Annotated in this window: 21 protein-coding genes; 13 read left to right on the forward strand and 8 right to left on the reverse strand. The window is 58.9% G+C overall.

Translation table 11 applies throughout. The features are described from left to right. Nucleotides 1-38: 38 nt before the first annotated feature. Nucleotides 39-515 carry a type II toxin-antitoxin system RatA family toxin gene (locus EOK75_RS02790; RefSeq protein ID WP_137192480.1) on the forward strand — a complete coding sequence of 159 codons (477 nt, stop codon included), beginning with the start codon at nt 39-41 and terminating at the stop codon, nt 513-515. Here the strand turns inward: EOK75_RS02790 and EOK75_RS02795 are convergent. The 4 genes from EOK75_RS02795 to ispD are packed head-to-tail and all read right to left on the reverse strand — an operon-like array spanning nt 487 to nt 2,590. Then, nucleotides 487-954, reverse strand: coding sequence for a CinA family protein (locus EOK75_RS02795; protein ID WP_137192481.1), 468 nt, complete (start codon nt 952-954; stop codon nt 487-489). The genes EOK75_RS02790 and EOK75_RS02795 overlap by 29 nt on opposite strands. Next, nucleotides 951-1,448 carry a phosphatidylglycerophosphatase A family protein gene (locus tag EOK75_RS02800; protein ID WP_137192482.1) on the reverse strand — a complete coding sequence of 166 codons (498 nt, stop codon included), beginning with the start codon at nt 1,446-1,448 and terminating at the stop codon, nt 951-953. Before EOK75_RS02800 ends, EOK75_RS02795 begins: the two co-directional genes overlap by 4 nt. Then, entirely contained in the window at nt 1,445-1,924 is a 480-nt protein-coding gene (gene ispF / locus EOK75_RS20705) for a 2-C-methyl-D-erythritol 2,4-cyclodiphosphate synthase (RefSeq protein ID WP_168199125.1), read from the reverse strand. The genes EOK75_RS02800 and ispF overlap by 4 nt, the downstream gene beginning before the upstream one ends. Next, entirely contained in the window at nt 1,925-2,590 is a 666-nt protein-coding gene (ispD, locus tag EOK75_RS20710) for a 2-C-methyl-D-erythritol 4-phosphate cytidylyltransferase (RefSeq protein WP_168199126.1), read from the reverse strand. 189 nt (nt 2,591-2,779) lie between these two features. Between ispD and dusB the strand changes: the two genes are divergently transcribed. The 9 genes from dusB to hflX all read left to right on the forward strand — a co-directional run bounded on the left by dusB (nt 2,780) and on the right by hflX (nt 14,619). Continuing rightward, the gene (gene dusB, locus EOK75_RS02810; RefSeq protein ID WP_240794006.1) at nt 2,780-3,754 is read left to right on the forward strand and encodes a tRNA dihydrouridine synthase DusB; all 975 of its coding nucleotides are present in this window, start codon (nt 2,780-2,782) and stop codon (nt 3,752-3,754) included. Then, nucleotides 3,751-4,809, forward strand: coding sequence for a two-component system sensor histidine kinase NtrB (locus EOK75_RS02815; RefSeq protein WP_137192483.1), 1,059 nt, complete (start codon nt 3,751-3,753; stop codon nt 4,807-4,809). Before dusB ends, EOK75_RS02815 begins: the two co-directional genes overlap by 4 nt. A gap of 3 nt (nt 4,810-4,812) precedes the next feature. Next, complete coding sequence (locus EOK75_RS02820) at nt 4,813-6,174, forward strand: response regulator (protein ID WP_137192484.1); 1,362 nt, start codon at nt 4,813-4,815, stop codon at nt 6,172-6,174. A gap of 111 nt (nt 6,175-6,285) precedes the next feature. Continuing rightward, on the forward strand, nt 6,286-8,529 hold the full coding sequence (locus EOK75_RS02825; protein ID WP_137192485.1) for a sensor histidine kinase NtrY-like: 2,244 nt from the start codon (nt 6,286-6,288) through the stop codon (nt 8,527-8,529). Beyond that, nucleotides 8,526-9,938, forward strand: coding sequence for a nitrogen assimilation response regulator NtrX (gene ntrX, locus EOK75_RS02830; protein WP_137192486.1), 1,413 nt, complete (start codon nt 8,526-8,528; stop codon nt 9,936-9,938). Before EOK75_RS02825 ends, ntrX begins: the two co-directional genes overlap by 4 nt. 73 nt (nt 9,939-10,011) lie before the next feature. Beyond that, nucleotides 10,012-11,388, forward strand: a complete 1,377-nt coding sequence (gene trkA, locus EOK75_RS02835) for a Trk system potassium transporter TrkA (protein WP_137192487.1) — start codon at nt 10,012-10,014, stop codon at nt 11,386-11,388. A 9-nt stretch (nt 11,389-11,397) separates the two neighbouring features. Further along, nucleotides 11,398-12,909 (forward strand): TrkH family potassium uptake protein, encoded by a 1,512-nt coding sequence (locus EOK75_RS02840; RefSeq protein WP_137194257.1) that lies wholly within the window; start codon nt 11,398-11,400, stop codon nt 12,907-12,909. A 142-nt stretch (nt 12,910-13,051) separates the two neighbouring features. Beyond that, the gene (hfq, locus tag EOK75_RS02845) at nt 13,052-13,285 is read left to right on the forward strand and encodes an RNA chaperone Hfq (RefSeq protein ID WP_022704857.1); all 234 of its coding nucleotides are present in this window, start codon (nt 13,052-13,054) and stop codon (nt 13,283-13,285) included. Between the two features lie 47 nt (nt 13,286-13,332). Continuing rightward, nucleotides 13,333-14,619 (forward strand): GTPase HflX, encoded by a 1,287-nt coding sequence (hflX, locus tag EOK75_RS02850; RefSeq protein ID WP_240794064.1) that lies wholly within the window; start codon nt 13,333-13,335, stop codon nt 14,617-14,619. 55 nt (nt 14,620-14,674) lie between these two features. Here the strand turns inward: hflX and EOK75_RS02855 are convergent, their stop codons facing one another. The 4 genes from EOK75_RS02855 to EOK75_RS02870 all read right to left on the reverse strand — a co-directional run bounded on the left by EOK75_RS02855 (nt 14,675) and on the right by EOK75_RS02870 (nt 18,057). Next, the gene (locus tag EOK75_RS02855; RefSeq protein ID WP_137192488.1) at nt 14,675-15,709 is read right to left on the reverse strand and encodes a TRAP transporter substrate-binding protein; all 1,035 of its coding nucleotides are present in this window, start codon (nt 15,707-15,709) and stop codon (nt 14,675-14,677) included. Nucleotides 15,710-15,751: 42 nt separating this feature from the next. Then, nucleotides 15,752-17,077, reverse strand: a complete 1,326-nt coding sequence (locus EOK75_RS02860) for a TRAP transporter large permease (protein WP_137192489.1) — start codon at nt 17,075-17,077, stop codon at nt 15,752-15,754. Further along, entirely contained in the window at nt 17,077-17,583 is a 507-nt protein-coding gene (locus EOK75_RS02865) for a TRAP transporter small permease subunit (protein WP_137192490.1), read from the reverse strand. Before EOK75_RS02865 ends, EOK75_RS02860 begins: the two co-directional genes overlap by 1 nt. Before the next feature lie 114 nt (nt 17,584-17,697). Further along, nucleotides 17,698-18,057, reverse strand: coding sequence for an ArsR/SmtB family transcription factor (locus tag EOK75_RS02870; protein ID WP_137192491.1), 360 nt, complete (start codon nt 18,055-18,057; stop codon nt 17,698-17,700). Between the two features lie 207 nt (nt 18,058-18,264). Between EOK75_RS02870 and purQ the strand changes: the two genes are divergently transcribed. The 3 genes from purQ to EOK75_RS02885 all read left to right on the forward strand — a co-directional run bounded on the left by purQ (nt 18,265) and on the right by EOK75_RS02885 (nt 22,082). Next, nucleotides 18,265-18,933: a phosphoribosylformylglycinamidine synthase subunit PurQ gene (purQ, locus tag EOK75_RS02875; RefSeq protein WP_137192492.1), complete on the forward strand. Its 669-nt coding sequence runs from the start codon at nt 18,265-18,267 to the stop codon at nt 18,931-18,933. Nucleotides 18,934-19,046: 113 nt separating this feature from the next. Then, nucleotides 19,047-20,750 carry an ATP-binding protein gene (locus EOK75_RS02880; RefSeq protein WP_137194259.1) on the forward strand — a complete coding sequence of 568 codons (1,704 nt, stop codon included), beginning with the start codon at nt 19,047-19,049 and terminating at the stop codon, nt 20,748-20,750. A 3-nt stretch (nt 20,751-20,753) separates the two neighbouring features. Then, a complete protein-coding gene (locus tag EOK75_RS02885) occupies nt 20,754-22,082 on the forward strand; it encodes a sigma-54-dependent transcriptional regulator (protein WP_137192493.1) in 1,329 nt (442 codons plus the stop codon). The last annotated feature ends 49 nt before the right edge of the window (nt 22,083-22,131 follow it).

Genomic DNA, 22,131 nt, shown 5'->3' on the forward strand with positions numbered 1-22,131 from the left:
TTGCCCTAAGTCACGCCAAAGCGGATAAGAATTGCCATATGCCACGCCATTCCGAAACCAAGCGGCTGCGCTACAGCGCCGATCAAATGTACGCGCTTGTTGCCGATGTCGGTAGCTACCCTAAATTCCTGCCGTGGAACTCCGCCGCGCGCATCCGGTCTCGCCGCGCGATTGATGGTGGGGAGGTGCTGGAGGCCGATCTGGTGATCAGCTTCAAGGTCTTTCGTGAACGCTTCGGCAGCCGCGTCACGCTTTGGCCTGAGGCGCGCAAGATCGACACCGAATATCTGGACGGCCCGTTTCGCTATTTAAAATCCACTTGGGCATTTCGCGATGTGGAGGGTGGTTGCGAGATTGAATTCATGGTGGATTTTGAATTCAAAAACGCGATTTTGCAGGGCATCATCGGGGTGGTCTTCAATGAGGCGATGCACCGCGTGGTGCGCGCGTTTGAACGCCGCGCCGAGGAGCTTTACGGGCCAAATGCTATGCCAGCGCCGCCGCCAGCAAGCTAAGGGCGTGTTGGGTTGCGGCCCGGCGGACCTTGTCGCGGCCAAGCGGGCCGAATTCCACCGTTTCTGTGCGGGTATGCTGCGAGAGATGCGCAAGGCCAAAGCACACGCGGCCTTCGGGCTTATGCTCTGACCCGCCGGGGCCCGCGATGCCGGTGATGGACACCGCCAACCCCACGCCTGCATGCGCCAAAGCGCCCGCCGCCATTTCTGCAGCAACCGCCTCGGACACCGCACCGTGTTGCGCCAAGGTTTCCGTGGAAACACCCAGCATGGCGGTTTTGGCCGCGTTGGAATAGGTCACAAAGCCGCGATCAAACACATCCGACGATCCGGCGATATCGGTAAGGGCCACGGCCACCATGCCGCCGGTACAGCTTTCGACCGTGGCGATTGTAAGGCCGCGCGCGCGTGCCGCAGCGAGGATTTCGGCAGGTGTCATATCACCACCAGATGCACAACGGCGGCCAGAACCCCCGTGCCGATACCGGCAAAAAGCCCGGCCCAAAGGTCATCAATCATCACACCGTCTGCATCGCCGCGCGCATCGGCCCGCCCCACCAGCCAAGGTTTCCAAATATCAAACAGCCGGAACAGCAAGAAGGCCACCACCCAGCCCGGATAGGGAAAGTTGCTGCTGTCCATCCCGATATACCAAAACCCGAAGGAGGGCACCAAAAGCGCGATCCATTGTCCCGCGACCTCATCAATCACGATCTCGGAGGGGTCGTCGCCGGGGCGGTGGTTAAGTTCCCGACGGCAGGCCCAAAAGCCGATTACGGTCACGGCGATGGTCGCCACCAGCAACAGCGGAAAATGCCCGATACGGTGCAACAACACCCCCAGCGCCACCGCCGCCAAAGAGCCCCAAGTGCCCGGCGCAGGGCGCAAAAGCCCAACGCCAAAAAATATCGACAGGATACGGCTTGCGGTCATGGTTTCACCAATGTTGCTGTGGCGATGGCGGCGATACCCTCTTCGCGGCCGGTAAAGCCGAGGCTTTCACTGGTCGTCGCTTTCACTGAAACACGGTCCAGCTCCACGCCCATGATCCCAGCCAATGCCGCGCGCATCGCCTCTGCGTGCGGCCCGATTTTCGGGCGTTCACAGATCAACGTCACATCGGCATTGCCAAGCGCAAAGCCGCGGGCCCGTGCCTGCTCCATCGCGTGGGCCAAAAAGATATGGCTGGCGGCCCCCTTCCACTGCGGGTCCGACGGCGGGAAATGCCGCCCGATATCGCCCAGGGCCAGCGCACCATAAAGCGCATCGGTCAGCGCATGCATGCCCACATCAGCGTCCGAATGCCCCAAAAGGCCGCGCCCATGCGGCAGCTTCACGCCACAAAGCCAAAGATGATCGCCCTCGCAAAAGGCGTGTACATCAAAGCCGTTGCCAAGCCTTACATCCATTCAAGCCTCCCGCTGGTGCTGTGCTAAAATCTTTTCGGCGCGTAAAAAATCGCCGGGTAGGGTTATTTTCATGTTGTCTTCATCGCCTTCAACGATGGCAACTGCAAGCCCTGCGGCGCGCGCAACCTCGACATCATCGGCGGCATTGCCCGGATGGGCACGGTGCGCAGTAAGGATTTCGGCAAGGTGAAAGGCCTGCGGGGTCTGAGCGCGATACAGATTGGCACGATCCTGAACCCCTGTGACCAAGCCGTCCTCTCCACGCCAAAGCGCATCGGTGACCGGTAAGGCGGGCGCCGCCGCAGGTGCGTTTTGCAGCGCGCCCTGAAGACGGGCGATCAGGCCGGCAGTCATAAAGGGGCGCGCGCCGTCATGGATGAAAACCGTGGAAACAGTTTCGGGATCAATCGTTTCCAAGGCATTTCTGACAGATCGCGCGCGATTTTCACCCCCTGTCACCAAAACCACATCCGCCCCAAGACAGGCCGCGCGGGTCATATCATCAGGATGCAGGGTGACAATGATGGTGGCAAAGCCGAAGGCCCGAAAGGCTTCAACCGTATGGGCAAGCACGGGCTTTTGCCCCAACATTTGCCATTGCTTTGGCACGTCGCCCCCGGCGCGCAACCCGCGCCCTGCGGCAGTAATGATGACAGCGCTTGTCATTTAGGCATCCCGATCAAACTTGGCGTCAGTTCTAGGCGAAGCCTCTTGCCGGGGCAATGGGCAGGGCGACCCTGCATTTAGATTAAAAAATAGGCAATGCATGTTTTTCAGTCATTTTATCTATGCTACGGTTTGTATTTCCTCTGCCCCCGTTTTAACCAGACTTGAAACCAAACAAAGGCGCCCTCCGTGCTCATCGGCCCTATTTCCATCACCCCGCCTGTCTTGCTCGCCCCCTTGGCGGGGATCACCGATTTGCCGTTCCGCCGTCTTGTCGCGCGGTTTGGCGCGGGGCTTGTCGTATCTGAAATGGTGGCCAGCCAAGAGGTTGTGCAGGCCCGCCCTTTGGCCCGTGCGCGGGCTGAGCTGGGCTTTGGCCAACAGGCAACATCCGTGCAGCTTGCCGGCCGTGAGGCTTATTGGATGGCCGAGGCCGCGCGCTATGTCGAAAGCATGGGCGCGCAGATGATCGACATCAATATGGGCTGCCCTGCCAAAAAAGTGACCACGGGTTATTCCGGGTCGGCGCTGATGAAAGATCCCGATCACGCGCTGACATTGATCGAGGCGGTGGTTGGGGCCGTTTCGGTGCCTGTGACGTTGAAAACCCGCTTGGGATGGAATGACGATATGCTCAACGCCCCCGAGATCGCTCGGCGTGCCGAAGGGGCAGGGGTCGCGATGATAACCATTCACGGGCGCACGCGCTGCCAGTTCTATAAAGGGGCCGCCGATTGGGCCGCGATCCGTGCTGTCAAAGCGGCGGTGTCGATTCCCGTGATTGCCAATGGGGATGTTCTGGGGGCGCAAAGTGCCGCGATGGCCCTTGAGGCATCGGGCGCGGATGGTGTGATGGTGGGACGCGGGGCGCAAGGCAAGCCTTGGGTCTTGGCACAGATCGCCGCAGGGGTATTCGGCGCGCCTGCACCTGCGATACCGCAAGGCACGGCCTTGGGCGACATGGTCGTCAGCCATTACGAGGATATGCTGGGGTTTTACGGCAAGGAGCTGGGCGTCAAAGTCGCGCGAAAGCATCTTGGCTGGTATCTGGAGACAGCAGGCTTGGTCGCGGCGCGTGGACGGGTGATGACCCAAAGCGATCCGGCAAGGCTTGTCGCAGACCTACATGCGCTTTTTGCCGATGCAGAACCGGTGGCGGCATGATGGTACCTGCTACATTATGGGCCGCCTTGCCAACCCCTGCGATGATGATCGATGCAAAAGGTCACGTTGCAGCGGTAAACCCCGCAGCCGAAGATTTCCTCAACCTGTCTGCCCGCAGCCTGATCGGCCGCCCCCTTCTTGAGCGTTTGCACATCAATGCCGAGATGGAGCAGGTGATGGCACGGGTTATTGCCACACAGTCCTCTATTGTTATCAATGACATCGAGATGACAACAGGCGCGCGCGCGCCAGAGCCGTGCCGCTTGCAGTTTGCCCCGATACAAGATCAGGAAACGCTGTTGTTGCTGATTTTTCCGTTAGAGATTGCGGATAAGGTGGGACGGGCTGCGGCCGCGAAATCGGCGGCGAAATCGGCGATTGGCATGGCCGAAATGCTGGCCCATGAGATCAAGAACCCCTTGGCGGGGATCTCCGGTGCGGCACAATTGCTGGCGATGAACCTATCGGTCGAGGATCGCGAGCTTTCGGATCTGATCGTGCTAGAGACCCGCCGCATCGTGAAACTGCTAGAGCAGGTTGAACAATTCGGCAATCTGCGCCCGCCGGAACGCTCTGCGGTGAACATCCATGATGCCTTGGCGCGCGCACGGCAATCTGCCTTGGTCGGCTTTGCCCGCAATGTGACCATTGTCCAAGATTACGACCCGTCATTGCCCGATACATTCGCCGATTCCGATCAGCTGATGCAGGTGTTTTTGAACCTGATCAAAAACGCGGTGGAGGCGGGGGCGAAGACCATCCGTCTGCACACATTTTACGATTTGTCATTGCGGTTGCGCCGTCAGGACGGGACAGACAGCCCCTTGGCGCTTCAGGTGGAAATAACGGATGACGGGCGCGGGATCTCGCCCGATATCGCACAGAATATCTTTGAGCCCTTTGTGTCGGGGCGTGAAAATGGCACGGGGCTGGGGCTGGCATTGGCATCGAAGATTGTGCTGGATCATGACGGCCGGATTGCGGTTGATGCGGCCCCCGGGCGCACCACGTTCCGGCTTTCCCTGCCCTTGGCCCCCAAGAAAGTGAAAGGCTAATTAATGGATGGCACGGTTCTTGTCGCCGATGATGATCGCACGATCCGCACGGTTTTGACGCAGGCACTGACACGGGCGGGGTGCAAGGTGCATGCTACCGCCAGTCTGACGACCTTGATGCGCTGGGTCGATGAGGGCAAAGGCGATCTTGTGATCTCGGATGTGATGATGCCCGACGGTAACGGCCTGCAAGCCCTGCCTCAAATCGCAGCCCGACGGCCCGGCCTGCCGGTGATTGTGATCTCGGCGCAAAACACCATCATGACAGCCATTCAGGCGACCGAGGCCGAGGCGTTTGACTACTTGCCAAAACCCTTTGATCTGCCTGATCTGATGAAACGCTGCGCCCGCGCGCTGGACCGCAAGCGTGTTCGCCAGCAACCCCTTGCCCCGCGTGCGGTGGGGGATGATTTGCCGCTGGTGGGGCGCACGGCCTCGATGCAGGCGCTGTATCAATTGGTGGCAAAGGTGATGAACACTGATTTGCCGGTTCTGGTGACAGGGGAATCGGGGACCGGCAAGTCGCTGGTTGCGCGCGCCATCCATGATTTTTCCGATCGTCGCGCCCAAGGTTTCGTGGTGTTGCAAGAACAAGATCTGGCGAGCGCCGAGGATCTGGCAAGCCTTTTGCAACGTGCCAAAGGCGGCAGCCTGATCTTGGATGAGGTCGCTGATTATGATGACGACCTGCAGCTGCGGATTGTGCGGATGATGGACGCGATGGGTGATGACGCGCCACGGGTCATGGCCACCTCGCAATCCGATCTGGCCGCGCGTATGGCCGAGGGGCGTTTTCGCTCGGATCTGTTTTACCGGCTTGGCGGGGTGACGATCCATGTGCCGCCATTGCGGGAACGGGTTGAGGATATCGCCCTGTTGGCGGAACACTTCCTGACCCGTAGCGCTTGGGACGGGGGCCCGATGCGGACCTTGTCAAAAGAGGCCCAGAATGCCCTGCGCAACCACTTCTGGCCCGGCAATGTACGGCAGCTGGAAAACATGATGCGCAGGCTTTCCGTCACGGGGGCAGGGCCCGAGATCACAGGGTCCGAGGTGGCCGCGCTCTTGGGTCAGAATCCGGTGCAGACGCCGGTTGCAGGTGTCGTCGGCGATGAAAAACTGTCCGACGCAGTTGCGCGCCATTTGCAACGCTACTTTGACTTGCACGGCGACGCATTGCCGCCACCGGGGGTTTATAGCCGCATTTTGCGGGAATTTGAGGCCCCGCTGATCGAGATCGCCTTGGATGCAACAGGTGGAAACCAAGCTAAATGTGCTGATCTTTTGGGGATCAACCGCAATACTTTGCGTAAAAAGATCGTTGAGCTGGAAATTCGCGTGACACGGCGCCGCAAGGTGATGTAAAACCGCCACAGAGGGCGTGTCTTTCTTGACCTATGGCAAGAAGGACACGCCGGAAAACATAGGCGCCATTGGTTGCCTTGGCTGTTGTGGGGATTCTTTTTGCCGGCGTTAATGCGAAGCAACACATGGCTACGGCTGACACGACTGCGCAGGCAGCGTCGTTTTCAAACGATTATGACCATTGTTTTGGTAACACTTGGCCCCGTGCTGGCCTTTGCCACATTCATGGCGATGGGGCCGTTTGACCAAGGGGCGCGATCACTGTTTTTGCGGCTGATCTTGCTGGCCGATCTGGTCTATGTGCTGGTTGTGGCGTCGCTGGTGCTGGCGCGCGTCTCGCGGATGATCACCGACCGGCGCAGTAAATCGGCGGGGTCGCGACTGCATTTGCGGATGTCGGGGATTTTTGCAGCCCTTGCGCTGACGCCTACGGTGCTGGTGGCGGTTTTTGCAACCATCACCTTTAATGTCGGACTGGAGGGCTGGTTTTCGGACAGGGTGCGCGCGGTTGTTGGCAACTCTCTGGCGGCGGCAGAGGCCTATGACGGCGAACACCGGCAGGATCTGATCGAGGATGTGAACGCCCTTGCGGCCTATCTGAATGTGGCCAAACAAAGCACTTTCTTTCTGGCCGATGACCAGCTGCGCCCGCTTTTGACCCAAGGGCAGGCGGTCATCCAGCGCGGGTTGAAAGAGGCCTATCTGATTGACGGAACGGGAGAGTTGAAAACCCGCGGAGAGCGCTCATACCTCTTTGGATTTGAGGCGTTGACCGCCGATCAAATCGCCAGTGCGCGCGCTGGCGAAACCGTGCTGATCGAGGATTGGGCCAATGACGAGCTGCGTGCGCTGGTGTTCCTTAATGCCTATGCTGACCGGTTCCTTTATGTCACCCGCGAGGTGGACGGCACCATCCTGAGCTTGCTGGATGAAACCCGCGAAACCGTGGCGCTTTATCAACAACTGGAGGCAGAGCGCGGGCGGTTGCTGTTTGAATTCGGGCTTTTGTACCTTGGCTTTGCGCTGATCCTGATTTTGGCGGCAATCTGGCTAGGGCTTTGGCTGGCAGAGCGGCTGTCGCGCCCCGTAGGGCGGCTTGCGGGGGCAGCGCAGATGGTGGGCAGCGGCAACCTTGATGTGCAGATCCCCGAAGAGGATGGCGATGACGAGATTGCCATGGTCGGCCGCCTCTTCAACCAGATGACCCGCCAGTTGAAAGGCCAGCATGAAACCTTGGTTCAGATCAACGTCGAAACCGAAGGGCGGCGGCGCTTGTTTGATTCCGTGCTATCCTCAATCACTGCGGGGGTAATCGGGCTGGACGCCGACGGGCGCGTGGATTTTGTGAACCGCGCCGCCGAACGCATGCTGGATATGAAAGGTGCGGGCCACGGCGGAGAGCTGGCCTTGGTCGTGCCCGAATTCGAGGCGATGTTCCACAAACTGCGCGACGGGCTTGGTGCCTCGGTTCAAGAGGAGCTGCGCCTGACCCGCAAGGGCCGCATGGAAAGCCTTTTGGTACGGATGAGCGTGCGACAGTCGGACACCGGCACGCTTGAGGGCTATGTTGTCGCCTTTGATGATGTGACCGACCTTGTGTCAGCGCAGCGGATGGCGGCTTGGGGCGATGTCGCCCGCCGTATCGCGCATGAGATCAAAAACCCGCTGACCCCGATCCAGCTGTCGGCTGAACGGATCAAGCGCAAGTTTCGCCCCTTGGTGGGTGATAAGGCCGCCGATCTGGAACAATACACTGATGTTATTATTCGCCAAACCAATGACTTGCGTCGTATTGTTGATGAATTTTCCAAATTCGCACGCATGCCCGAACCCGTCCGCCGCGAAGAGGATCTGGCAAAAATTCTGACCGATGCCGTGACCTTGCAAGAGGCAGGCCAGCCCGACGTGCGTTTTGTGACAGATATTCCCGATGGCCCGCTGATGATGGATCTTGACGCGACGATGATATCTCAGTCGCTGACAAACCTTATCAAGAACGGCGGGGAAGCTATTGAAACCCTTGTGGAAAAAAATGGCACGGGTGGTGTCGTTCCCGAAATTCGTATCAGCTTGGATGTAACGGATGATCACGCCTATATCCGCATTTCCGATAGCGGTATCGGGCTGCCGCCAGATCGCGCACGGCTGTTTGAACCCTATGTGACCACGCGCAGCAAGGGCACCGGCCTTGGCCTGCCGATTGTGAAAAAGATCATCGAGGAGCATGGCGGCACGCTCGCGCTTTTGGATGCAGAGATTTTTGAAGGAAATACCCATGCCGGAGCGATGGCTGAAATATGCCTGCCACGGCTACGGGCCAGAAACGTTAGCCGCAAGGCCGAGGGAGAGACATGAGCAGCATTCTGATCGTAGATGACGAACGTGATATCCGCGAGTTGATCGGGGATATTCTAAAGGACGAAGGCTTTTCCGTGCGGCTTGCCGGGAACTCCGATGACTGCATGGCCGAAATCGGGGCCGAGGCGCCCTCGTTGATGATCCTCGATATCTGGCTCAAGGATAGCCAGATGGACGGGATTGATATTCTGAAAACCGTCAAGCGCGATAACCCCGACATTCCGGTGGTGATCATTTCGGGCCACGGCAATATTGAAATCGCGGTCGCTGCGATCAAACAGGGGGCTTATGATTTCATCGAAAAGCCCTTCAACATCGATCAGTTGATGGTGGTTGTCAGCCGCGCGATGGAGACCAGCCGTTTGCGCCGCGAAAACACCGATCTGCGGCGGCGCGATGTGACATCCTCGGATATGCTCGGGTCCAGCACTGCGTTCAAGGCCCTTAAGGCGCAGTTGGAAAAGGTCACCAAATCCAACGGGCGGGTGATGCTTTCGGGTCCGGCGGGATCGGGCAAGGAATTGGCCGCACGCTTTATCCATGCCAATTCGGGCCGTGCCGCTGCGCCATTCGTCACCGTCACCTCGGCCACGATTGAACCCGACCGCATGGAAGAGGTGCTTTTCGGGCGCGAAACCTCGGATCGGGGGATAGAGCAGGGCCTGCTGGAGCAGGCGCATGGTGGCGTGGTCTACCTTGATGAGGTGGCCGAGATGCCACTGGGCACCCAGACCAAAATCCTGCGCGTGTTGGTGGACCAACAATTCACCCGTGTCGGCGGTGTGGATAAGGTCCGCGTCGATTTGCGGGTAATTTCCTCGACCACACGCGATTTGCGCGCCGAGATTGCCGCGGGCCGCTTTCGCCAAGAGCTTTATGACCGGCTGAACGTGGTCCCCATCGCCGTGCCCAGCCTTGAGGAACGCCGCGAGGATATCCCAGAGCTTGCGGCCTATTTCATCGATATGTTCCACCGCACCCAAGGCCTGCCCGCCCGCAGCCTGACCGAGGATGCCGAGGCAATGCTACAAACCATGCAATGGCCGGGCAACGTACGCCAGCTGCGCAATGTCATCGAACGGGTCTTGATCTTGGGCGATGGATCGGGGCCGGTGGATGTAAAAGAGCTGCCGGGCCGCGAAGCCGCAAGTCAGGAAGACGGGCGCATGGTCTTGGGCGGCGCGCTGGCCACATTGCCTTTGCGCGAGGCGCGCGAGCTGTTTGAAAAGGAATATCTGCTGACCCAGATCAACCGTTTTGGTGGCAATATCAGCCGCACGGCCAGCTTTGTCGGGATGGAGCGTAGCGCGCTGCACCGCAAGCTCAAGTCGCTTGGGGTGGTGACCACCAATAAATCAGGCGCGCGGATGGCCCGGATCGAAGAAGGCGACGAGGCGCCGATATAGGCCCTCGTTGACCATTAGGGTCAGTTCTGCCAATGAAGGTACTGGATTGCCGTCACCACGGAGTTAAAGGCCCATGAAAGTTATCATCTGTGGCGCGGGGCAGGTCGGCTGGCAAATCGCGCGTCATCTGTCGGGTGAAAATAACGACGTGACGGTGGTGGATTTCAACGCCGATCTGGTGCGCCGTGCGACCGACACGCTTGACGTGCAAGGGATCGTCGGCTTTGCCAGCTATCCCGATGTGCTGGCACGGGCGGGCGCGCGTGATGCCGATATGATCATCGCCGCCACCCATTCCGACGAGGTGAATATGGTCACCTGTCAGGTTGCGCATTCGGTGTTCTCGGTGCCGCGCAAAATCGCGCGGCTGCGCTCGCAAAGCTATCTTGATGCGATCTATGCCGATCTTTATCGCCGCGATCACATGCCGATTGATGTGGTGATCAGCCCGGAAAAAGAGGTGGCCGAGGCCGCTTTGCAGCGCCTTGCCGCCCCCGCCACCTTTGATGCAGAAAGCTTTATGGACGGGCAGTCGCAGCTTTTGGGGATTGTGCTGGATGCTGATTGTCCGGTTCTCAACACCTCGTTGCGGCAATTGTCTGAACTGTTTTCGACTCTGCGCGCCACAGTCGTTGGCGTGCGCCGCAATGAGCGTCTTTTTGCCCCCGAGGCAAGTGACCAACTGTTTGCCGGCGACCGGATTTACGTGTTCACCCATAATGACGACCTGACCCGCACGCTTGATATCTTTGGCAAAACCACCCGCAAGCAAGAACGCGTGGTGATTGTGGGCGGCGGCAATGTCGGGCTTGCGGTGGCCACAGCGCTTGAAGCCCGTGTGGACCGGATGCGCGCCAAGGTCGTTGAGAAAAATCGCACCCGTGCCGAAAAAGCCGCCGATGCGCTGGAACGAACCATCGTTTTGAACGGTGACGGCATGGACATTGATATTTTGATGGAGGCGGGGATTGACCGCGCCGATGCCGTGCTCTGCGTGACCGATGATGATAAGACCAACCTGCTGGTGGCCGTGCGGGCCAAGCAGGCAGGCTGTCCGATGGCGATTGCGCTGGTCAATGATCCGACCTTGGTGCCTTTGATGGATGCGCTGGATATTGACGCCTTTATCAACCCGCGCGCGACCACTGTGTCCTCGATCCTGCGCCATATCCGGCACGGGCGCGTGCGCTCCATCTACTCCATCGGCGATGCCGAGGCCGAGGTGATTGAGGCGCAAGTCCTCTCCACATCTCCGCTTGCCGGCCGTTTGATCCGCGAGATCGATTTCCCCGAGGGGGTTTTGGTTGGTGCGGTGATGAAGGGGGACAAAGTGGTGAAACCCACTGGCGATCTGCGAATGGAGGAAGGCGATGTCGTCGCGATCTTCTCTATGGCCAAGGATGTGCCAGAGGTGGGGCGCCTGCTGCAAGTTTCTGTTGATTTCTTTTGATCTGACATGATGCGCCGCATTTGGGAACTGCCGCTGCTTGTGATCCTTACGGGGGTTGGATCGCTTGCGATGCTCTTGCCTGCGGCCCATGCTGCGGTCTTTGGCAATTTCACCGTGGCGCGACCGTTCTTTTACGGTGCGGTGATGTTTTTCATTTTCACCGTTTTGCTGGGAATTGCCACCGATAACTACCGCACAAAGATTGCGGCGCGCGGCAGGCTGGTAGCGCTTTTGGGCGCTTATCTGTGGTTGCCATTCCTCTTTGCGATCCCCTTTTCCGAGGCGCTACCCGATACCACATTCGTCAATGCCTGGTTTGAGATGGTATCCTCCTTCACCACCACCGGCGTTACGCAATATGACATGCCGGGTCGACTTTCGCCGTCATTGCATTTGTGGCGTGCGCTTGTCGGCTGGCTTGGCGGGTTTTTCGTGCTGATGTCGGCGGTGGCGATATTGGCCCCTTTGAACCTTGGCGGGGTAGAGGTGCTTTCAAACCGCGTTCCGGGCCGCAGCGCACGCGGGGTTGAGCAGATCACCCATGGTGCCGGCCCCTCAGCGCGGATGGTCCGCCATTCCAGCAAGCTGTTTCCGGCTTATCTTGGCCTGACCGTGCTGCTTTGGGTGCTGCTTTTGATGGCGGGGGAGCGCGGGATGACGGCGCTGGTCCTTGCCATGTCCACGCTTTCGACCAGCGGCATCACCAACGGGCCGGGCAGCGCCAGCGGCAGCCATTTATCCGAGGTTGTGGTGTTCGCCTTCATGGCGCTGGCCCTGAGCCGTCGTTTCATGCCCGGTGCGGTGCAGGCCGATAAAAACCGCACGCTATGGAATGACCATGAGCTGCGCTTGGCACTGGGCTTTTTGGTTGTCGTTCCGGTTATCATGTTTTCGCGCCATTGGGTTGGTGCCATGGGCGTGGAGGAGCTGTTCAACCCTATGGCCGCGCTCAAGGCGCTTTGGGGCGGGCTTTTCACCACCATGTCCTTCCTGACGACGACCGGGTTTGAAAGTGCGGACTGGCAGGAAGCGCGGTCGTGGTCGGGGCTTAACAGTCCGGGGCTGGTGCTTTTGGGGCTGGCGATGATGGGCGGCGGAATTGCGACCACGGCGGGGGGCCTCAAGCTGTTGCGGGTCTATGCCTTGGCGCGCCACGGAGAGCGCGAGATGAACCGGCTGGTCCACCCCAGTTCCATCGGTGGCGGCGGGGATGAGGAACGGCGTTTGCGGCAGGGCGGTGCCTATGTGGCATGGATTTTCTTCATGCTCTATGCGCTGACATTTTCCATCGTAATCGCGGCCCTTGCCCTGCGCGGGCTGGAATTTGACCAAAGCCTGATCCTGACCATCGCTGCCGTGACAACTACCGGCCCCTTGGCCGTGCTTGCCGCCGAAACTCCGATCCGCATGATCGAGCTGTCGATGCCGGTCAAGGCCATTCTGGGCGCAGCTATGATTGTCGGACGGGTAGAGATTTTGGCGATACTGGCGCTGCTCTCACCCAATGTCTGGCGCAGATAGGGCGGTGTTATTTTGCCACAGTTTTTGCTAACCCGCTTTTGGGCTGGAAACTCCGCGATTCACGCGACATATTGGCGTGAACGCCTTACGGGGAGGACCGGGGGCAAAGACGGTAACCAAAATAAAAAAAGGCAATGCAATAATGGCTTCCGACAAACAAAATCTCCAAGACGCATTTTTGAATCATGTCCGGAAGGCCAAAGTTCCGGTGACGATTTTCCTGATCAATGGTGTGAAACTGCAAGGTGTCATCACTTGGTTTGATAATTTTTGCGTGCTCCTGCGCCGGGACGGGCAATCGCAGCTGGTTTATAAACATGCGATTTCGACCATCATGCCTGGCGCACCGATCAGCTTATATGAAGGCGAAGAATAAGCTTGACCGCGTTTGAAAATGAAGACGAAGACGGTTTTTCTGTAGAGCTGCGGCTTGCAGGACATGACACCCGTGCCGAGGCGACGCTTGCCTATGTGCTGCATCCCGATCTGAAAAATGCACGCGCACGCCGCTTGCCCGAACATGGGCTGGCAGAGGCGACATCGCTTGCCGCCGCCCTTCCGGGGCTGGAGGTGGTGGGTGGAGAAGTCGTGCGCCTGCCCAAGCTGTTGCCGGGCACATTATTCGGAACCGGCAAGGTTGCCGAGATTGCCGCGCGCCTCAAAGAGCTGGATATCGGCTTGGTCCTGATCGACGGGCCGGTGACGCCCGTGCAGCAGCGCAATCTTGAAAAGGAATGGGGCGTCAAGCTGCTGGATCGCACCGGCCTGATTCTGGAGATTTTCGCCGACCGCGCCCGTACCCGTGAAGGCGTGTTGCAGGTAGAGCTTGCAGCCCTGTCCTATCAGCGCACGCGGTTGGTGCGGGCCTGGACCCACCTAGAGCGCCAGCGCGGCGGCCTTGGCTTTGTCGGCGGTCCTGGCGAAACCCAGATCGAATCGGACCGGCGGGCCATTGACGACCAAGTTGTGCGCATCAAGCGCCAGCTCGATAAGGTTGCCAAAACCCGAGAGCTGCATCGTGCAGCCCGACGCAAGGTGCCGTTTCCATTGGTGGCCTTGGTCGGCTATACTAACGCGGGCAAATCGACGCTGTTCAACCGGATCACCGGGGCCGAAGTTTTAGTCAAAGACATGCTCTTTGCCACGCTAGACCCGACAATGCGTGGCATGGAAATGCCGGACGGGCGCAAGGTGATCTTGTCCGATACGGTGGGCTTTATCTCTGATCTGCCGACGCAATTGGTCGCGGCGTTCCGCGCCACGCTGGAGGAGGTCTTGGAGGCCGATCTGATCTTGCATGTCCGCGATATCAGCCATCCTGAATCCGCAGAACAGGCGGCGGATGTGGCCGATATCCTGACCAGCCTTGGTGTGCGCAGTGAAACACCCCAGTTCGAGGTTTGGAACAAGCTCGACTTGGTGGATGAAACCGCACGTGCGGCATTGGTGGGCAAGGCCGCGACATCAGACCGGATCTTCGCGCTGTCTGCGATTACGGGGCAGGGCTTGCCCGACCTTTTGACCGCGGTTTCTGGGGCGTTTGAGCTTAGCCGCTCGGATGCCGAGCTGTCGCTGGATTTCAGTATGGGCCGCGCCCATGCTTGGCTTCATGCCGAGGGCGTGATCGAGGAAGAAACCCTAACGGATACCGGCTGGCAATTGCGCGTGCGCTGGACGGAGCGTCAGGAAGCGGCCTACCGCGCATTGTAAAAACGCCTACCCCCTAAAAATAAGGCCCCGCGCATTGCGGGGCCTTTTGCATTTGTCAGCTGTAGCGGTACGGCCTTCCGGCCTTTTCCATCACGGCGTTATATTTCTTGAAGACAGATACCACCTTCGCCTTCACTTCCGACTCGGCAGCGATCTCATCCCAGAAGATCATGGCGGCTTTTTCCACCTGTGCCCACTCCGCATCGGGAATAGTGGTCAGCTTCAGCTTCGGCCCGTTGACGCGTAAATCTGCTTCGCCGCCCCAATACCAATGCTGACGGTGGTAATGCGATTGCTCGAAACACACCTTGACCAGCGTTTGCAGATGTGGCGGCAGCTCATTCCAGCGGTCCATATTGGCAAAGAAATGCCCGATCCACGCACCCGAGATATTATTGGTCAGAAAGTGGTTGGTCACATTGGCCCAACCCACGGTATAGACCTCGGTGATGCCGGACCAAGCAATACCGTCCAGCTCGCCGGTCTGGACCGCAACCTCGATATCTTCCCATGGCAGGGTCACTGGAACCACACCGAATTGCGACAGGAAACGCCCAGCCGTCGGGAAGGTAAAGATGCGCTTGCCCTTCAGATCCTCAAGGCTGTTAATCGGGTCTTTGGTCGCAAAATGGCATGGATCCCATGCGCCGGCACTGATGTGTTTCACACCGACTTTTGCGTATTCCTCGGCCCAGATTTCGTTCAGCCCATATTGGTTGAACAGCACCGGCACATCCAGCGAATAGCGGCTGGCAAAGGGGAAATAGCCCCCGAAAACAGTGACATCGGTGGGGCTTGCCATGCTGTCATCATCAGATTGAACGGCATCGATTGTGCCGCGCTGCATGGCTTGGAACAGCTCGCTGGTGGGGACCAACTGGTCGGCGTAATAAAGCTCGATTTCCATCTGCCCTTCGGCGATGGCGTTGAACTGGTCGATGGCGGGCTTGATCACCTCGGCGCCCAAGGCGGCACCGGCATAGGTTTGCAGCCGCCATTTGATCGGCGCTTGTGCAAGGGCAGGGGCGGCCAGCGTCGAGGCACCGGCGGCCAGCACGCCCGAGGTCAGGAACTTTCTTCTGGTGGTCATGGAAACTCTCCTTGTTGAAAGGGCGGTTGGATCCGCCATTGGTTAGTGTCGAAGCGTATTGGGCAGCCAAAGTGCCAGCTGCGGGAACATCATCACAATCGCCAGCGCCAGTACCATCACCGCAACAAAGGGCACGATAGAGCGGTATATATCGACCAGACTGACCTCTTTGGGGGCCATCGCGCGCATCAAGAACAGGTTATAGCCAAAGGGCGGCGTCATGTAGGCGATCTGACAGGTCATGGTATAAAGCACCCCGTACCAGACCAGATCGAATTCCAGAATTTTGACCAGCGGCACATAGAGAGGCGCGACGATAACCAGCATCGCGGTATCATCCAGAAATGTCCCCATCAGGATAAAGGAAAGCTGCATCAAGATCAGCACCTGCCAACGCCCAAGCCCGAGGTTGTCAAGGAACAACCCCTTGATCGCATCCACCGCGCGCAAGCCGTCAAACACCGCGCCAAAGGCCAATGCCGCAAGGATGATCCACAAGAACATGCAGGAAATCGCCAGCGTCTGACGGGTCGCGGTTTCAAACACTTGCCGCGTCATCCGGCCCTTGGCCACGGCCACCAAAACCGAGGCCACCGCCCCGATAACCGAGCTTTCGACAAGTCGGGTGTAGCCGGTCACAAACGGCACCATCATCACCAAAAAGATCCCGAAGGGCAAAAGCCCCGCCATCAGCAGACGGTACTTCTCGGCCTTTGGCACGGCGGCAAGTTCCTCCGCGTCCAGTGCCGGCCCAAGCGCGGGGTTCAACTTACAGCGTATCCAGATATAGCCGATGAACATCGCCGCCATCATCAGCCCCGGCACAATCCCCGCCAGCCACAGATCCGACACCGATTGCCGCGCGATCAGCGCATAAAGCACCAAGACCACTGAGGGCGGCACAAGGATGCCCAGCGATGATCCGGCCTGAATGACCCCGGTCACCATCCGCTTGTCATAATTGCGTTTGAGCAGCTCGGGCAGGGCGATCGTCGCGCCAATAGCCATCCCCGCCACCGATAGCCCGTTCATCGCTGAAATCAGCACCATCAGCAGGATCGTCCCAATCGCCAGCCCCCCCGGCATACGGCCAAACCAGACATGGAACATCCGGTAAAGATCATCGGCAAGGCGGCTTTCCGACAGCACATAGCCCATGAAGATGAACATCGGCAGCGTTAGCAGCGGGAACCAGCCGATTACCTTCATGCTTTGTGCGAAGGCCAGATCATAGCCCCCCCTATCGCCCCAAAGCAGCAAGGCAGCCACCACGGCCACAAAGCCGATCACGCCGAACATCCGCTGTCCGGTCATCAACATCATCAGCATGGAGCCGAACATCAGCGCCGCAATCATATCGTAAGACATCAGATTTCCTGTCCCCGCAGCTTGGCAACATCGCGCAAGAAAAACGCGCTGCATTGGGCCAGCATCATCAATATTCCAAAACACATAACCATCTTGACCGGCGCCATATAGGGCCGCCACATGCCTGATTTGCGCTCACCGTATTCCAGCGCATAGGCGGTGCTTTCCACCCCGCCCCAAAGCAGTACGCCAAGATAGAACAACAGCGCAAAAATGGTCACGGCATCTACCATCGCCTTGGTGCGCGTGGACCAGCTGGAATAGAACACATCCATCCGCACCGCCGATCCCATCTGCAAAGCATAGGCCCCGCCCAGCATGAAGTAGCCGGCCAGCAGGAACTGCCCCATCTCGTCGGTCCAGATTTGTGGATGCCACGCAGCCCGCGAGATCGCCCCCCAAAGCAGGACCGCCATCAGCGCAAAAAGCAGATACATTGCCACCCTTCCGATACGCTCATTCCATTTTTCAACGAAATGCACATAACGGATCAGAAAATTCGGCATAGCCCCTCCGGAAATTGCCTTATGGAAAATTTTTACCTTTCGGTCAGCATGGCGGGGGGCAAATCACATTGCAAGTATCTTGGGCACAGGATTGCAGATTTTTAGCAACCGGTTTCAAGCGCAAAACATCTCATGGATCAACGACATCATCCGCTGGGCGCGCGGATCGCTGACCGAGTAATAGATGGTCTTGCCGTCACGCCGCGATTCTACCAACCCCTCCAGCCGCAACCGTGCGAGTTGCTGGCTAACCGCCGCCTGCCGGCTGCCCAGAAGGGTTTCCAGTTCGGTCACCGATTTTTCACCCGATGTCAGGTGGCACAGGATCATCAGCCGCCCCTCATGCGAAAGCGCCTTGAGGAAATTAGAGGCTTTCTCGGCCTGACGGATCAATTCTTCGGCCGGAATAACATTATCCGTAGCCGCAGGGGCGGCATCAGGTCCGAAACCATGCACAAGAGAATCGATAGACATCAAAAAAGGGCCTTCGGTCAAAAGATTGATATGCCTTAAATAGTGTAGCGCAGGTCAGTATTCAAGAAACGGATTTTATGGACGTTGCGTCCTGTTGCCATCGGGGCCACCCAAAATAAGCAATGTCGAAAGCGCATCGCAGGGCTGGAACAGCGCGCCGCTTTGGGCTATGGGATGCTTCATCCCTATTGCCGTAAAGGATCACCCATGAAAGCCGCTGTCCTTACCTTTCCCGGATCAAATTGCGATCGCGATCTTGCCGTATCCTTTGAGCAGGCCGGGGCGCAGGTTCACCGCGTTTGGCACAAAGACACTGCCTTGCCCGAGGGGGTCGATGTGGTGGCGGTTCCGGGCGGCTTTTCCTTTGGCGATTATCTGCGCTGTGGGGCGATTGCGGCACAAAGCCCGATCGGGGCGGCGGTGCGCGCCCATGCGGCGCGCGGCGGCTATGTTCTGGGCATTTGCAACGGTTTTCAGGTGCTGACCGAAATGGGGCTGTTGCCTGGCGCCTTGATGCGCAATGCGGGGCTGAAGTTCATCTGCAAACCGGTTGAGTTGCAGGTCGCAACCACAAACAGCGCCTTTACCAACGGCTACGACGCGGGGCAGCGCATCACCATTCCTGTCGCCCATCATGACGGAAACTACAGCGCCGACGCGCAAACCCTCGCCAAATTGCATGACGAGGATCGGATCGCTTTTACCTATAGCGACAATCCCAACGGCTCTGCCGGATCGATCGCGGGGATATTATCGGAAAACCGTCGCGTTTTGGGCATGATGCCCCACCCCGAACGGGCAAGCGAGGTTTCGCACGGCGGCACGGATGGATCGGTGCTTTTCCGCTCGCTTACCGGCGCTTTAGCGCTTGCATAACGCCGTCACGCTTGAGGTTGTGACGCTCTCGCCGTAAACCGAGCGGCATGAACGACGTAGCACCCATCAAAAATCCAGCGCAATCGGCCCAGTCGCGCCGATTGTCTTGGGTCATGCGCGGGTTGATCGCCGCGCTTATTGCTGCTGCCGTCGCAATGGTTTTGGTCACAAACTCTTGGCTGACCGATCGTTTCACCCAAGACACCCGCAACCGCGCAGAGCTGCGGCTGGCGCTTTACACCGGCAACCTGATTTCGGAATTGCAGCGCAACTCTGTGGTGCCGCTTTTGCTGGCCCGCGACCCCGAGCTGATCCGCGCGTTGAATGACGGGCAATATGCCAGCACCTCAGCGCGGTTGATCTCCTTTCAGGCCGAGATTGGCGCCGCCTCTATCCTGCTGTTGGACAGGGACGGGCGCGCGGTTGGGGCGACGAACCGCAACCTGCTTGGCTCGGCGCATCGCAGCACTGCCTATTTCGTGGATGCGCAGCGCACCAAAGATACGGTATTTTCGGCCCAGCCCCGCGAAACCGGCGGCAATGATTTTACCTACTCCCGTGCGGTTATCGCTGATAACCGGATGATCGGTGTGATCGTGGTTGCGGTCGACTTGATGAAATATGAACGCGCTTGGGCAGGGCTGACAGATGCGGTCTTGGTCACCGACAGCGAAAACCAGGTTATTTTGGCGACCGAGCCGCGCTGGCGCGGGCTAAGCCTCGACGAGGCACTGGCGGTCCAAGACCCCCCAAGCGCGATTGAACGCGCCGTTCGCGCCACAACCGACTGGAGCCAGAACCGCCCCGACGCCTATCTGCGCGGCACCGCCGTGATGCGAACCGAGGCGCGCGTGCCGTTCCGCGGTTGGCGCATCCAGACCTTCACGGCTTACGATTCCGTACGTGAAAAGGTAAACGGCGTCCTCGCGCTAGAGATTATGGGGTTTGCGATTCTGCTGGCGGTGACGTTTTATTTGCTGTCACGGCGGGCGTGGTCACAAAGCGCCTCTTTCCAGCGCGAAAGCGCCGAACTGCGCCTGCTGAACGCGCGACTGAAACGAGAGATTGCGCAACGTGAAAAGGTGCAAAAAGACCTTGCCGTGGCAGAGTTGACGTTAGCGCAATCGTCAAAACTTGCCGCTTTGGGCGAAATGTCGGCCGCCGTCAGCCATGAGCTGAACCAACCACTGGCCGCGATGAAAACCTATTTGGCGGGGGCGCGATTGCTGTTGCAACGCCACCGCCCCGAAGAGGCGCTCTCCTCGTTCCAGCGCATTGACGACCTGATCGAGCGCATGGGCGCGATCACCCGTCAGCTCAAATCCTATGCCCGCAAGGGCGGGGAGGCCTTTGAGCCGGTGGACGTGCGGGCCTGTTTGTCCAGCGCGCTTTCCATGATGGAACCGCAGTTGAAAACCCGTGTGGTTCAGATCACCCGCAGCCTGCCACGCAATCCGGTGTTGGTGATGGCAGATCGCTTGCGGCTGGAACAGGTCATCATTAACCTCTTGCGCAACGCATTGGATGCGACCAAAGACACCCTTGAGCCGCGGATCGATCTTGCGGTTGTGGTGGATCACTCGGTCCATTTGACGGTGCAAGATAACGGCCACGGGCTTGATAACCTCGAAAGCCTGTTCGAGCCGTTCTACACGACGAAGAAACCCGGCGAGGGGGTTGGGCTTGGCCTTGCCATCTCCTCCGGGATTGTTACCGATTTGGGCGGGCGCTTGATCGCACGCAATGGTGACAAGGGGGGGGCTGTATTTGAAGTGCAGCTTCCCATATTGGGCACAGAATTGACAGCAGCGGAGTAAACTATGGCGCGTGCAATGAAAGTCGCGATTGTCGATGATGAGGCCGACATGCGGCAATCCATCAGCCAGTGGTTGGCCCTTTCGGGGTTTGAGACCGAGACCTACGCCTCGGCTGAAGAGGCGCTGAAAAAGATCGGTGCGGATTATCCCGGCGTTGTGGTATCGGATATCAAGATGCCCGGCATGGATGGCATGGCCTTCCTGAAACGACTGATGAGCGTCGATGGCGGCTTGCCTGTAATCATGATCACAGGCCACGGCGATGTGCCGATGGCGGTGGAGGCGATGCGCGTCGGTGCATTCGATTTCCTTGAAAAGCCCTTCAACCCCGACCGCATGACAGAGCTGACCAAGCGCGCCACGCAAAGCCGTCGCATGACGCTGGACAGCCGTGCGCTGCGTCGCGAATTGTCCGATGGTACCGTGCTGATGAAAAAGCTGATCGGGACCTCGGCCGATATGGAACGCCTGCGCGAGGACATCCTTGATCTGGGGCAGGCCGATGGGCATGTGCTGATCGACGGCGAAACCGGCACCGGCAAAACCCTTGTGGCCCATGCGCTGCATGCGGTAGGGCCGCGTGCGTCAAAGAAATTCGTGACCATCTCTTGTGCGGCATGGTCAGAGGATCAACTGGCGTCCAAGCTGTTCGGCCCGATGGAAGATGGCGGCATCCCCTTGGTTGAGGAGGCCCGTGGCGGCACCCTATGCCTAGAGGATATCGAAAGCCTGTCACATGGCTTGCAGTCGCGGCTTTTGACGATGATCAACGAACAGGGCAGCCCGCCCGAAACCCGCATCATCGCGATCGTGAACGAACACGCGCCGGATAAAACCATTGAGGACAGCCTGCGCCCCGATCTTTTCTATCGTTTGGGCGCGCTGACGATCCTTTGCCCGCCCCTGCGCGCGCGCGGCGAGGATATCCTGACATTGTTCACCCGCCTGTCGGAACAATTCGCCGAGGAATACGGCTGCGATGCCCCACAAGTCGCCGCACAAGAGGCAGCGCAATTGCTGCAAGCCCCTTGGCCCGGCAACGTGCGCCAATTGGTGAATATCGCCGAGCGGGCTGTTTTGCAGAACCGTCGCGGCTCCGGCTCTATCGCGTCGCTGCTTATGGCGGATAACGAGGCAACCGGCCCCGCGCTGACCACCGAGGGCAAGCCGCTGAAAGATTACGTTGAGGCGTTTGAGCGGATGCTGATCGATAACACCATGCGCCGCCACAAGGGGTCAATCGTGGCTGTGATGGAGGAGCTTTGCCTGCCACGCCGGACCTTGAATGAGAAAATGGCGAAATATTCGCTGACCCGTTCCGACTATACCTAACGGCGCGGCATGAAGAATTTGAACGGGGCGGGGGGAACCCTCCGCCCCG

It is taken from the genome of Pseudorhodobacter turbinis, assembly GCF_005234135.1.
GTDB classification, from domain to species: domain Bacteria; phylum Pseudomonadota; class Alphaproteobacteria; order Rhodobacterales; family Rhodobacteraceae; genus Pseudorhodobacter; species Pseudorhodobacter turbinis.

Bases quoted from the DNA above. Each gene is read 5' to 3' on its own strand.
- EOK75_RS02790 (WP_137192480.1), top strand. From the start codon at position 39: ATGCCACGCCATTCCGAAACCAAGCGGCTGCGCTACAGCGCCGATCAA.
- EOK75_RS02795 (WP_137192481.1), bottom strand. From the start codon at position 954: ATGACACCTGCCGAAATCCTCGCTGCGGCACGCGCGCGCGGCCTTACA.
- EOK75_RS02800 (WP_137192482.1), bottom strand. From the start codon at position 1,448: ATGACCGCAAGCCGTATCCTGTCGATATTTTTTGGCGTTGGGCTTTTG.
- ispF (WP_168199125.1), bottom strand. From the start codon at position 1,924: ATGGATGTAAGGCTTGGCAACGGCTTTGATGTACACGCCTTTTGCGAG.
- ispD (WP_168199126.1), bottom strand. From the start codon at position 2,590: ATGACAAGCGCTGTCATCATTACTGCCGCAGGGCGCGGGTTGCGCGCC.
- EOK75_RS02815 (WP_137192483.1), top strand. From the start codon at position 3,751: ATGATGGTACCTGCTACATTATGGGCCGCCTTGCCAACCCCTGCGATG.
- EOK75_RS02820 (WP_137192484.1), top strand. From the start codon at position 4,813: ATGGATGGCACGGTTCTTGTCGCCGATGATGATCGCACGATCCGCACG.
- EOK75_RS02825 (WP_137192485.1), top strand. From the start codon at position 6,286: ATGCGAAGCAACACATGGCTACGGCTGACACGACTGCGCAGGCAGCGT.
- ntrX (WP_137192486.1), top strand. From the start codon at position 8,526: ATGAGCAGCATTCTGATCGTAGATGACGAACGTGATATCCGCGAGTTG.
- trkA (WP_137192487.1), top strand. From the start codon at position 10,012: ATGAAAGTTATCATCTGTGGCGCGGGGCAGGTCGGCTGGCAAATCGCG.
- EOK75_RS02840 (WP_137194257.1), top strand. From the start codon at position 11,398: ATGCGCCGCATTTGGGAACTGCCGCTGCTTGTGATCCTTACGGGGGTT.
- hfq (WP_022704857.1), top strand. From the start codon at position 13,052: ATGGCTTCCGACAAACAAAATCTCCAAGACGCATTTTTGAATCATGTC.
- EOK75_RS02855 (WP_137192488.1), bottom strand. From the start codon at position 15,709: ATGACCACCAGAAGAAAGTTCCTGACCTCGGGCGTGCTGGCCGCCGGT.
- EOK75_RS02860 (WP_137192489.1), bottom strand. From the start codon at position 17,077: ATGTCTTACGATATGATTGCGGCGCTGATGTTCGGCTCCATGCTGATG.
- EOK75_RS02865 (WP_137192490.1), bottom strand. From the start codon at position 17,583: ATGCCGAATTTTCTGATCCGTTATGTGCATTTCGTTGAAAAATGGAAT.
- EOK75_RS02870 (WP_137192491.1), bottom strand. From the start codon at position 18,057: ATGTCTATCGATTCTCTTGTGCATGGTTTCGGACCTGATGCCGCCCCT.
- purQ (WP_137192492.1), top strand. From the start codon at position 18,265: ATGAAAGCCGCTGTCCTTACCTTTCCCGGATCAAATTGCGATCGCGAT.
- EOK75_RS02880 (WP_137194259.1), top strand. From the start codon at position 19,047: ATGCGCGGGTTGATCGCCGCGCTTATTGCTGCTGCCGTCGCAATGGTT.
- EOK75_RS02885 (WP_137192493.1), top strand. From the start codon at position 20,754: ATGGCGCGTGCAATGAAAGTCGCGATTGTCGATGATGAGGCCGACATG.